This is a genomic window from Kocuria sp. NBRC 114282 (assembly GCF_030268385.1).
Taxonomy (GTDB): Bacteria; Actinomycetota; Actinomycetes; order Actinomycetales; family Micrococcaceae; genus Kocuria; species Kocuria palustris.
The window spans coordinates 202697-214078 of sequence record NZ_BSQO01000001.1 but is presented as its reverse complement, the minus strand read 5'-3'; the positions used below and the strand labels follow the sequence as shown (position 1 = coordinate 214078).

Sequence of the window (11382 nt, the reverse complement as noted above, 5' to 3'; positions counted from 1 at the left end):
CCTCGGAGCGGAAATCTTCCGACGCAGGGCTTGCCGTATCGCCCCATCCGGGTATTTTCTATAGTGAACACTCGAGCTCGACCGCCCTTCCTCGCGAAAGGACCCTCCCCATGAGCACTCCCACCAACGGATCCCCTCAGGACTCCGGCAGCAACGGCAGCTCCTCCGACTCCCAGCACTCCGCCCCGAACTTCGGCGGCGGCTGGCAGCAGAACCAGGGCGCGCCGCAGTCCCAGCCCTCGCAGGGAGACTCCGGCTCCTCGCAGCAGGTCCCGTCCTACGACGCACCGTCGTCCTCGCAGCAGGGCCAGAGCTCCGGCGCACCGCAGTACCGCCCCGCAGGCGGCGGCAGCGGAAGCGGCAGCTCGCCCCAGTTCACGCCGTCCGGCGGCTACCAGGGCGGGTCGTACGGCAGCTCGCAGGGCAGCCGCCCCACGGGCAAGGGCAAGCCCCCGCTGTGGATGGGCCTGGTCTCGCTGGGCCTGGGCGTGCTGCTCGGCATCATCGCGATCATCGTGTTCTTCACCAGCATCGTGGGCGGGGCCAACGACATCGCCGACACCCCGTCCGGCACCACCCGCACGCTCGAGGCGGACACCGAGTACTACGTGTTCGCCACCACCACCGACTCCGTGGACGAGTGCTCGATCTACACGCCGGAGTTCGACACCCTCGAGCTCGAGACCTCGGGCGCGGACCAGACCGCCACGACCGACGGGGAGGAGTTCTCCCTGCTCGGCACGTTCGAGACCAAGGAGGCCGGCGAGTACCGCCTCAGCTGCTCGCCCTACGTCTCCAACGACTCGGTCTACATCACCGACGTCGGCGTCGGCGGCATGGTCGGCGGCGCCTTCGCGGGCATCGGCCTGGGCCTGCTCGGCGGCCTGCTGTTCATCGTCGGCATCATCCTGATCATCGTGAACCGGGTCTCGGCCTCCAAGAACGGCCGCTGATTCCGAACGCTCGCCCGCGAGCCTCGGCCCGCCCCGCCCTGCACCGCGCAGGACGGGGCGGGCCTTCTTCTGCCCTGCGTTCGGCGTCGTCGATCTCCCGGGCTCGGAACGTCCGCGGCCCCGGCCGGACCGGCGCGCGGCGCCTTCAGCCGGGATACGATGAGGTGCCGACGTCGACCGCCGGGATCAGCCGCTGCACACAGGGCTCGGATCCCGTCGACTTCGCAGCGGGCACCGCGGCCGAGGGCCGGCCCGCCGCACCGAGACCCTCGTCAAAGGACCCGCACGTGGCCAAGTCCGCACCCCGTCCGCCCAAGACCGACGACGACGTGGATTTCGCCGTCCCGCTCAAGGACGCCGTCGACCCCCTCGTCCTCGCCCTCGACGTCGGCTCCACCGCCACCCGCGGCAGCCTCCACGACGCCACGGGCACGCCGGTGCGCGGCTACCGGGACAAGATCCCGCACCACTTCACCACCGCCGTCGACGGCACCAGCACGATCGATCCGGATCAGGTGGTCGAGGAGCTGTGCCGCCTGATCGATCAGATCATCGGCTCGCGCCAGGAACTCGTCGGCCGGGTGGGCGGCGTCGCGATCGACACCTTCGCCTCCTCCCTGGTGGGCACCGACTCCCGTCGCCGCGCCACCACCACCTGCTACACCTACGCCGACTCCCGCTCCAGCGGGCAACTGGCCGCGCTGCGGCAGGAGGTCGACGAGGCCGAGATCCAGCAGCTGACGGGCACCCGCCTGCACACGTCCTATCTGACGCCGCGCTTCCGCTGGCTGCGCGAGACCGAGCCGGAGGCCTTCGCCGCCACGACCCGGTGGATGTCGCTGGGCGAGTACTTCCACCTGCGCCTGCTCGGCAAGGCGCGCGTGGGGACCTCCACCGCCGCCTGGACCGGTCTGCTGGATCGGCGCACCGGAGACTGGTCGGATCGGATGCTCGAGCTGGCCCAGGTCGAGCGGGAGTCGCTGTCGCTGATCGCCCGCCCCAACCAGCCCATCCGCGAGGTGCCCCCGGCCGTGGCCGAGCGGTGGCCGGCGCTGCGCCAGGCCAAGTGGTTCGCCCCCGTGGCCGACGGCCTCAGCGCCAACGTGGGCTCCGGCGGCCGGGATGCGACCACCATGGTCACCTCCATGGCCACCTCCGGGGCCATGCGCGTGCTGCTGCACGAGCAGCCCGAGACCATCCCGTCGGGACTGTGGTGCTACCGCATCGACGACACCCGCTGCCTGCTCGGCGGGGCCATCAACGACGCCAGCCGCGCCGTCACCTGGGCCGAGGAGACCCTGCGCCTGCCCGAGGACCTCTCCCCCGAGGACGTGGCCCAGCGCCCGATCGATCCCACGACCCCGCTGGTCCTGCCCTTCCTCACCGGCGAGCGCTCCACCGGATGGGTGGGCGACGCCCGCGCCGCCGTGCTCGGGCTCTCGGCAGCCACGAGCCCCGAGGACATCCTGCGCGGAGTGATGGAGGGCGTGGCGGCCGCCTACGGCCGCGTGGCCCAGCAGCTCACCGAGGCCTCCGGCGAGGTCGAGCGCCTCGTGACCGCAGGCGGGATGACCCAGTCCGTCCCGGGCCTGCAGCAGCAGCTCTCTGACCTGCTGGGGCGCAGCGCCGTCCAGGCCACCTTCAAGCGCTCGACCCTGCGCGGCACGGCCGTGCTGGCCTCCGAGGTCCTCTCCCCGGACATCGAGCCCGTGGATCCGCCGTACGCGCACACCTTCGACCCGAACCCGGAGGTCCGTGAGCACTGGGATCGGGTCGCCGAGCGCTTCCAGGAGGCCTACGAGGGGCTGTTCGCCTGAGCCGCCTCCCGCGCTGAGCCCTCGGCCCGCTCGACAGCCTGCGCGGCGCGCAGGTGGCCCAGGTGGCTGAATGCCTGCGGGAAGTTGCCCGCCAGGCGCTGGTGCTCCGGCGAGAACTCCTCGGCCAGCAGCCCGAGGTCGTTGGCGCAGCCCTCCAGCCGATCCAGCGCCCCTCGCCCGTCCTCCACGCGTCCGGAGCGGGCGTACTGCTCGGCCAGCCAGGCCAGGCACAGCAGGAACGGGTACTCGCCGCCCGCCAGCCCGTCCGAGCCCGAGGCGGTGCGGTAGCGAGCCACGAACCCGTGCTCGTCGACCAGGTCCTGCTCGATCCGCGACACCGTGCCCAGCATCCTGGGATCATCGGCCGCGATGAACCCGGTGTGCGGCAGCTGCAGCAGCGAGGCGTCGACCTCCTGGCTGCCGTGGCCGGGTGCGTAGGTCTGGGTGAAGGAGCCCAGCTGCTCGTTCCAGCCTTCGGACATGATCTCCGAGTGGAGGCGGTCCCGCAGCTCCGTCCACCGTCGGATCTCCTCCGGGGTGGCAAGGATCACCGTCTCCGCCTCGGGCATCGCGTCCTCATGGCCCTCGGAAGGCTGCTGGTCCGCGATGTCCGGCCAGCCGTCGGCCTCGGCCACGCCGTCGCGGATCTGGCCGTGCTCGTGCACCGCGCGCAGGCCCTCGTTGAACGCCGCCCACATCATCACGCGGCCGTGGGTGAAGAACGCGGGCTCCCCGCGCATCTCCCACAGGCCGTGGTCGGGCTCGTCGATGCGCTGCTCGCAGTAGCGCAGCAGGGTCTTCTGCAGGCCCCAGGACCAGAGGTCCTCCGGCTCGCCGGCGTCGCGCAGCGCGGCCAGGGCGAGCATGACCTCGCCCATCACGTCGGCCTGGTACTGATCTACCGCGCCGTTGCCGATGCGCACCGGCCGCGACCCCTCATAGCCCGAGAGATGCTCCAGCTCGTGCTCGGGCAGCCTGCGGCGTCCGTCGATCCCGTACATGATCTGGATCCGCTCCGGGTCGCCTGCGACCGCGCGCAGCAGCCAGTCCCGCCAGTGGCGGGCGCCCTCGGTGTGGCCGTGATCCACCACCGCCTCGATGGTCAGCGAGGCGTCGCGCAGCCACGTGTAGCGGTAGTCCCAGTTGCGCACCCCGCCGAAGTCCTCGGGCAGCCCAGCGGTGGGGGCGGCCGCGATGCCGCCCGTCTCCCCGTGCGTGAGCGCGCGCAGCACGAGCAGCGACCGCTCCTGCCCCTCACTGACCGTCTGCTGGGAGCAGGTGGCGTCCCGCCAGTCCCGCCAGTAGCACTCGGTGCGCTCCAGCGCGACGGAAGCGTCCACGGCCTCCGGCAGAGGGCTCCAGGAGGAGCACCAGGTCAGGACCCACGCCTGGGTCTTCCCGGCCTGCAGCTCGAAGGAGCCGCCGAGCCAGCGCCCGACCTCGCCCTCGGCGCTGAGGTCGTGGCGGGAGTCGTCGTCCTCCTGCGCCGACAGCAGCGGGCCGCGCAGCACGAGCATGTCCGGCCCGGCGATGGCTGCGATCCCGCTGCCGCCCTCGGGCAGCTCGCGCAGGTGCACCCAGGGGGAGCTGCGGTTGTAGTCGGGGCGGATGCGCAGATCGTGCTCGACCGTGACGACCCCTTCCGTGCAGGTCACCTCCCGCACCAGGTTCGCCCGGTCGTCGCCGGTGGGCAGGGCGTCCACGACGGTCGCGCACCCGCTCGGCGAGCGCCACTGCGTCTCCAGGACGAAGGTCCCCGGTCGATAGCGCCGCGAGACGACCTCTCCGTCGGCGATCCTCAGCTGCCAGCGTCCGTCGTCCGGGTCCCCGAGCAGAGCGGAGAACACCGCGGCGGAGTCCACCGACGGGAAGCACAGCCAGTCCACGCTGCCCTCGCGGGAGACCAGCGGCGCGGTGCGCAGATCCGAGAGCAGGGCGTAGTCCTCGAGGGGGACGGAGGCGGGGCGCGTGCTGTCGTGGCTCATGGCCCCATCACAGCAGAGGGGGCGGACGTCGCAGGCCCTGCCTACAGTGGGAGCCATGACCGACACGACCCCCACCACCCTGATCGTCCTGGGCGCCTCCGGCGACCTCACCTCCCGTCTGCTGCTGCCAGGGCTCGGCGAGGTCCTGGCCCTGCAGCCCGAGCGGCAGGTGAGGGTGATCGGCAGCGCGCGGACGGACAAGCAGGACTGGAGGGACACGGTCGCCCAGGCCTTCGGCGACTCCGCCGGTCCGGCCGTCGAGCGGACCCTCGAGACCACGGAATGGGTCACCGCCGATGCCTCCTCCCCGCAGGAGCTGGCCCAGCTGCTCGAGCACGCTGACGACGGCCGCGTGGTGCTCTACTTCGCCCTCGCCCCGGCCGTGACCGGCAAGGTGCTCGACGCGCTGAGCGAGATCGAGCTGCCCCAGGACCTCTGGCTGGCGCTCGAGAAGCCGATCGGCACGGACGAGGACTCCGCCCGCGAGCTCAACCGCCTGGCCGATCGCCTGGTCCCGGCCGACCGGATCCTGCGGATCGATCACTTCCTGGGCGAGCCCGCCGTGCTGGATCTGGTGGGCCTGCGCTTCGCGAACCGGATCATCGAGCCGCTGCTGCACCGCGATCTGGTCGAGTCCATCTCCATCACGTTCGACGAGACGCTCGGCCTCGAGGGCCGAGCCGGCTTCTACGACGCCACCGGCGCCATCCGCGACATGCACCAGTCCCACCTGCTGCAGGTCATGGGCGTGCTGATGATGGACCCGCCGTCGTCGATCGCCGATGGCGAGATCCCGGAGCTGATCTCCCAGGTCCTGGCCCGCACCAGCGTGATCGGCCCTATCGAGCAGAACATGGCCGCGGGTCGGTACACGGCCGGCAGCATCGACGGCCGCGAGCTGCCGTCGTACGTCGACGAGGAGGGCGTGGATCCCGCCAACGGCACCGAGACCTGGGCCCGGCTCACGGTCGAGGTCGACAGCTGGCGGTGGCAGGGCGTGCCCGTGCACCTGCGCTCCGGCAAGGCCATCGGCTCGCCGCATCAGGAGGTGCTGGTGCGCTTCCGCCCCGTCCCCGCCGGGGCCCAGGAGTTCGGCGACCCCGCCGGTGACATCCTGCGAGTGGACCTGGCCACCGGCGAGATCAGCCTCGAGCTCAGCGCGGGCGGCCCCTTCGACCCCCGCGGGACCTCGCGGGTGACCCTGTCCTCGGCCACCCCCGAGTCGCCCTTCTCCGCCTACGGCTCCGTGGTGCGCCGCATGCTCGACGCCGACCGCTCCTTCAGCGTCAGCGCCGAGGCCTCGCAGCACTGCTGGCGGATCGTGCAGCCGGCGATCGACGCCGTGGCGGACGGCCTGGTGCCGGTGCAGGACTATCAGGCGGGCTCGGAGGGCCCCGAGACGATCTGATGTCACACACCTGCGCGCAGCGGACGCCCTCGCCCGCTGCGCGCAGGCACGCCGGACGATCCCAGCCGTGAGACGCGGATCACGGGGCGCATCGTCCGACGCTCGCGAAGGCTTCCGCGGAGGCCCGGAACTCGCCCTCGGGGTGGCCTAGTGTGTCGCCATCAGATTGTGACGTGCAGCACAGGCGCCCGAGGCCGATCCCCCGGCGCCCTCACCACCAGGAGGCCCCCATGGGTTCCGGATCCTCGCCCGCGACCAGTCGCGGACGCCATTCGCAGAGCACCACGGCTGCCGCAGCGCCCGGGGCAGACGGCCCCCAGGACTCGAATCTGAAGGCCCACATGAAGGGCCGCCACCTGGTCATGATGAGCCTCGGCTCGGCCATCGGCGCAGGCCTGTTCGTCGGCTCGGGGGCAGGCATCGCCGCCGCCGGGCCGTCGGTGCTCGTGTCCTACGTCGTCGCCGGGTTCCTGATCATCCTGATCATGCGCATGCTCGGCGAGATGGTCGCCGATCACCCCACCTCCGGCGCCTTCTCCGTCTATGCGGGCCGAGCCGTCAGCCCGGCCGCGGGCTTCGCCGTCGGCTGGCTGTGGTGGGTGCAGCTGATCATCGTGATCGCCGCCGAGGCCACCGCGGCCGCCCAGATCCTGGTCTCCGCCTGGCCCATCGCCCCGCAGTGGCTGCTCGCGCTGATCTTCATGATCATCTTCACCGCCATCAACCTCATCGGCGTGGGGCAGTTCGGCGAGTTCGAGTTCTGGTTCTCGCTGCTCAAGGTCGCCGCCGTCGTCGTCTTCCTGGTGATCGGCGGGCTGTTCGTGATCGGCCTGCTGCCCACGGCCGAGGCGCCCGGCCTGGCCAATCTCACCGCCCACGGCGGCTTCATGCCCAACGGCATCGGAGGCGTGGCCGCCGGCCTGCTGATCGTGGCCTTCGCCTTCGGCGGCATCGAGATCGTGGCCGTGGCGGCGGCCGAGACCGAGGACCCCGAGAAGAACGTGGGCCGGGCGATCCGCACCATCGTGTGGCGCATCCTGATCTTCTACATGGGCTCCGTGGCCATCATGGTCCTGGCCATGCCGTGGAACGACGAGAACCTGCTGGCCTCCCCGTTCGTGGCCGTGCTCAACACCGCGGGGCTTCCGGCCGTCGCCTCCATCATGGCGGTCGTGGTGACCGTCGCGCTGCTGTCGTCGCTGAACGCCAACCTGTACGGCGCCTCGCGGATGATCTTCTCGCTGTCCCACCGCAGCCTGGCACCGGTCGCGCTGAGCAGGACCAACCCCCGCGGCGTGCCGGTGGCCGCGGTGCTGGCCTCGGTGGCCTTCGGCTTCGTGACGGTCGGGCTGAACTACCTGTGGGCCGAGGAGATCCTGGGCATCCTGCTCAACATCGTGGGCTCCACCTTGATCGTCATCTGGACCATGACGATCGTCTCCCACCTGGTGCTGCGCCGCCGCGCCGAGCGCGAGGGCCGCGAGCTCGTGCTCAGGGCCTGGGGCTACCCGGTGCTGTCCTACGTGGCGCTGGCGGGCATGGTGGCCGTCGTGATCCTGGGCATGACGGTGCCCGGCGTGCGTCAGCAGATCCTGCTCACGGCGGGCCTGTTCGCTCTCCTGTGGATCATCGGCGCTGTGCTGGCCAAGCGGCGCGGCGTGACCCGCTTCCGCGCCCCGGAGGAGTTCGACGACCCGGCAGCGATGCCCCGCTGACCCTCCGTTCCCCCACCCCCCACCCCGCCGAGTGGATCCCCCGTTGCGCTGTTCGGGCGAACAGCGCAACTGGGGATCCACTCGGCGGCTTTCGTGGGTTGGGTGCGACGCCCGCGGCATGGCAGGATGATCGGCGTCACCATCACGAGCGACCGAGAGACCTTGGCTCGAAGACGTCGCAGCAACCATGCGGGGATCCGTCCCCAGCGCAGAGGTGCTCCCGCCAGGACCGATGGAAAGGACGTGCCTTCGCGCATGCTGAACACCGACCGCATCCAGACCACCCACGTGGGCTCCCTGCCCCGCACCCCCGAGCTGCTGGCCGCGAACGAGGCCTACCAGGCCGGCACGATCTCGTGGGAGGAGCTCGTGGCCACCATGCAGCAGGGCGTACGCGACATCGTCGCCCGGCAGTCCGAGATCGGCATCGACATCGTCAACGACGGCGAGTACGGCCACACCATGTCCAGCTCCGTGGACTACGGCGCCTGGTGGAACTACTCCTTCTCCCGCCTGGGCGGGCTGAGCCCCTCCGACGAGGACCGCTGGGACCCGAACGCCGGCGCCAGGCGCTCCTCGCCCGGCAATATCGTGCTGACGTCGTTCGCCGATCGCCGCGACCGCCAGCGCTTCGCCGAGGCCTACGCCGATCAGTCCTCCGGTATCCTCACCGCCCGCAAGCGGGTGGCCCAGCCCAAGATCACCGGGCCGCTGACCTACACCGGCCACGACGCCGTGCAGGCGGACATCGCGAACCTCCAGTCCGCGCTCGAGGGCTCCGGCGCCGAGAAGGGCTTCATCGCCGCGCTGTCCCCCGGCTCCTGCGCCCGAGTGAGCAACGAGTACTACGCCACCGATGAGGAGCTCGTCTACGCCTGCGCCGATGCCATGCGCGAGGAGTACCAGGCGATCGTCGACGCCGGGCTGATCGTGCAGATCGACGACCCCTCGATCGCCGAGTCGTGGGACCAGATCAACCCGGAGCCCTCGCTCGAGGACTACCGCTCCTTCATCCAGCTGCGGATCGAGGCGCTGAACCACGCGCTGCGCGGGCTGCCGCAGGAGCAGATCCGATTCCACCTGTGCTGGGGCTCCTGGCACGGCCCGCACACGACCGACCTGGAGCTCAAGCACCTGATCGAGCCCCTGCTGCAGATCGACGCCGGCGGCTACTCCTTCGAGGCGGCCTCCGCCCGTCACGGCCATGAGTGGCGCGAGTGGGCGGATGCCGGGCTGCCCGAGGACAAGGTCATCATCCCGGGCGTCGTCTCGCACTCCACCAACGTGGTCGAGCACCCGGAGCTGGTGGCCGAGCGCATCGAGCGCTTCGCCTCCGTCGTGGGCCGCGAGCGCGTCATCGCCTCGACCGACTGCGGGCTGGGCGGCCGTCTGCACCCGCAGATCGCCATGGCCAAGCTCGAGTCGCTGGCCGAGGGCGCGCAGATCGCCTCGAGCCGCCTCTTCTGACCCCTCTCCCCACCTCCGAGTGGATACCCATCTCACACAGAACGGAACCTCTTCATGCACCGCTCCGAGAACCGCATCCTCACCACCCACGCCGGCTCCCTGCCGCGCACCGATCAGCTCATCGAGGCCAACCGCGCCCGCACCGGCGGGCAGGACTACGACCAGCTGCTCACCGAGTCCGTCGTCGACGTCGTCCAGCGCCAGAAGAACCTGGGGATCGACGTCGTCAACGACGGCGAGTACGGCCATGCCATGTCCGAGGACACCGACTACGGCGCCTGGTGGCACTACATCTTCGACCGCCTCGACGGACTGGGCCCCGGCTCGGTCGATCTCTGGAACCAGCCGGCCGTGCGCTCCGAGCCGGGTCATGTGCGGCTCACGAGCTTCGGCGACCGTCGTGACCGGCAGCGCTTCCAGGACGCCTACACCGACCCCTCCAGCGGGATCTCGACAGGCAATCAGCCGCCGTTCCCCGAGTTCGTGGGCCCGATCCGCTATGTCGGCCAGGAGGCCGTCGCCCGGGACATCGCCAACCTCAAGCGCGCGCTGGAGACCACGGGCGCGTCCGAGGGCTACCTGGCTTCGCTCTCGCCGGGGTCGTGCGCGCGCCTGGAGGACAAGCACTACGGCGACGAGGACGAGGTCCTGCAGGCATGTGCCGAGGCCATGCGCGAGGAGTACCGGGCGATCACCGACGCCGGGCTGATCGTGCAGATCGACGACCCCTCGATCGCGGAGAACTGGGATCAGATCAACCCCGAGCCGTCGGTCGAGGACTACCTGGCGTTCACGGCCAAGCGCGTGGAGGCGATCAACTACGCGCTCGAGGGCATCCCCGCCGAGCAGGTCCGCTTCCACCTGTGCTGGGGCTCCTGGCACGGCCCGCACACCACGGATCTGGAGTTCAAGCACCTGGTGCGCACCATGCTGCAGATCGACGCCGGCGCGTTCTCCTTCGAGGCCGCCAACGCCCGCCACGAGCACGAGTGGCGCGTGTGGGAGGACGTCTCCCTGCCCGAGGACAAGCTGATCATCCCGGGCATCGTCTCGCATGCGACCAACGTGGTCGAGCACCCGGAGCTGGTGGCCGAGCGCATCGAGCGCTTCGCCTCGGTCGTGGGTCGCGAGCGCGTGATCGCCTCGACCGACTGCGGTCTGGGCGGGCGCATCCACCCGCAGATCGCCGCCGCCAAGCTGGAGGCACTGGCTCAGGGCGCCGAGATCGCCTCGTCCCGCCTCTTCTGAGCCTCCCCGCACACGCCGAGTGGATGCTCAGTTGCGCTGAGAGGCAGAACAGCGCAACTGGGGATCCACTCGGCGGAAGGAGAGGGGGTCAGAGCTCCTTGAGGAAGCAGGTGATGCGCACGGTCGAGATGCGGCGATTGTCCGCCTCGGCGCGCACCACCACCTCGTAGGTCGCGATCGAGCGCCCGAGCTGCAGCGCCTCCGCCGTGGCGATGACCCAGCCGCTGCGGGCGGAGGCATGGTGGGTGGTGCTGACCTCGAGCCCCACGGCCACGCGCCCGAGCCCCGCACCGTGGATGAAGGCCCCCATGGAGCCCAGCGACTCGGCCAGCGAGATCGTGGCCCCGCCGTGCAGCAGGCCCACGGGCTGGCGGTTGCCCTCGACCGGCATGCGCGCGACCACCCGCTGGGCCGAGGCCTCCAGGTACTCGATGCCGAGCTTCTCGCAGAGCTCGCCGCCGTGCGCGTTGAGCGCGGCCGCCTTGTCCGAGGCCTGCGCCAGATCAGCCAGGGCCTGCGGGATGCCGGACTCCGAGAGCTTCTGCGCCCCCTCCGCGATCCGCTGCGAGGACGGGGTCACGCGGCGCGCATCGGGCGGGGTGGGATCCTCGTGGGCTGCCGGGGACCGATCCTCGGCGGGCTGCTGATGGGGAGCGGTCATGACATCTCCTGGGGCTGTGCGATCGGCGCAGCGGCGCCGCGTGTGATCCGCTCCACACGGTAGCCGAGTTCGCCCTGTGAGCCGACTCACGGCATCGCCCCTGGACAGCGCAGACGCACAAAGCGAAT

The 11382-nt window shown here is 71.0% G+C and carries 8 protein-coding genes and 1 riboswitch; of the genes, 6 read left to right on the top strand and 2 right to left on the bottom strand.

Going from position 1 to position 11382, the window contains the following annotated elements:
• Positions 1-110: 110 nt before the first annotated feature.
• Positions 111-953 (top strand): hypothetical protein, encoded by an 843-nt coding sequence (locus QSJ40_RS01010; protein WP_285728366.1) that lies wholly within the window; start codon positions 111-113, stop codon positions 951-953.
• 287 nt (positions 954-1240) lie between these two features.
• Positions 1241-2770, top strand: coding sequence for a gluconokinase (locus QSJ40_RS01005; protein ID WP_285728365.1), 1530 nt, complete (start codon positions 1241-1243; stop codon positions 2768-2770).
• Here the strand turns inward: QSJ40_RS01005 and QSJ40_RS01000 are convergent.
• Complete coding sequence (locus QSJ40_RS01000) at positions 2749-4755, bottom strand: glycoside hydrolase family 15 protein (RefSeq protein WP_285728364.1); 2007 nt, start codon at positions 4753-4755, stop codon at positions 2749-2751. The two genes, QSJ40_RS01005 and QSJ40_RS01000, sit on opposite strands and share 22 nt — an antisense overlap.
• A 55-nt stretch (positions 4756-4810) precedes the next feature.
• On the opposite strand from QSJ40_RS01000, the gene QSJ40_RS00995 reads away from it, so the two are divergent.
• The 4 genes from QSJ40_RS00995 (at position 4811) to QSJ40_RS00980 (ending at position 10593) form a co-directional block, all read left to right on the top strand.
• Complete coding sequence (locus QSJ40_RS00995; protein ID WP_040560451.1) at positions 4811-6163, top strand: glucose-6-phosphate dehydrogenase; 1353 nt, start codon at positions 4811-4813, stop codon at positions 6161-6163.
• A 230-nt stretch (positions 6164-6393) separates the two neighbouring features.
• A complete protein-coding gene (locus tag QSJ40_RS00990; RefSeq protein ID WP_352155815.1) occupies positions 6394-7878 on the top strand; it encodes an amino acid permease in 1485 nt (494 codons plus the stop codon).
• A 136-nt stretch (positions 7879-8014) separates the two neighbouring features.
• A riboswitch (SAM riboswitch) is annotated at positions 8015-8117 on the top strand.
• 16 nt (positions 8118-8133) lie between these two features.
• Entirely contained in the window at positions 8134-9345 is a 1212-nt protein-coding gene (locus QSJ40_RS00985; protein ID WP_259872564.1) for a cobalamin-independent methionine synthase II family protein, read from the top strand.
• Positions 9346-9399: 54 nt separating this feature from the next.
• The gene (locus QSJ40_RS00980) at positions 9400-10593 is read left to right on the top strand and encodes a cobalamin-independent methionine synthase II family protein (RefSeq protein WP_053447980.1); all 1194 of its coding nucleotides are present in this window, start codon (positions 9400-9402) and stop codon (positions 10591-10593) included.
• 88 nt (positions 10594-10681) lie between these two features.
• Here the strand turns inward: QSJ40_RS00980 and QSJ40_RS00975 are convergent, their stop codons facing one another.
• On the bottom strand, positions 10682-11254 hold the full coding sequence (locus QSJ40_RS00975) for a PaaI family thioesterase (RefSeq protein WP_082677025.1): 573 nt from the start codon (positions 11252-11254) through the stop codon (positions 10682-10684).
• Positions 11255-11382 lie beyond the last annotated feature (128 nt).

Coding starts and splice junctions, on each gene's coding strand:
- QSJ40_RS01010 (WP_285728366.1), top strand. CDS start 111: ATGAGCACTCCCACCAACGGATCCCCTCAGGACTCCGGCAGCAACGGC.
- QSJ40_RS01000 (WP_285728364.1), bottom strand. CDS start 4,755: ATGAGCCACGACAGCACGCGCCCCGCCTCCGTCCCCCTCGAGGACTAC.
- QSJ40_RS00995 (WP_040560451.1), top strand. CDS start 4,811: ATGACCGACACGACCCCCACCACCCTGATCGTCCTGGGCGCCTCCGGC.
- QSJ40_RS00990 (WP_352155815.1), top strand. CDS start 6,394: ATGGGTTCCGGATCCTCGCCCGCGACCAGTCGCGGACGCCATTCGCAG.
- QSJ40_RS00985 (WP_259872564.1), top strand. CDS start 8,134: ATGCTGAACACCGACCGCATCCAGACCACCCACGTGGGCTCCCTGCCC.
- QSJ40_RS00980 (WP_053447980.1), top strand. CDS start 9,400: ATGCACCGCTCCGAGAACCGCATCCTCACCACCCACGCCGGCTCCCTG.
- QSJ40_RS00975 (WP_082677025.1), bottom strand. CDS start 11,254: ATGACCGCTCCCCATCAGCAGCCCGCCGAGGATCGGTCCCCGGCAGCC.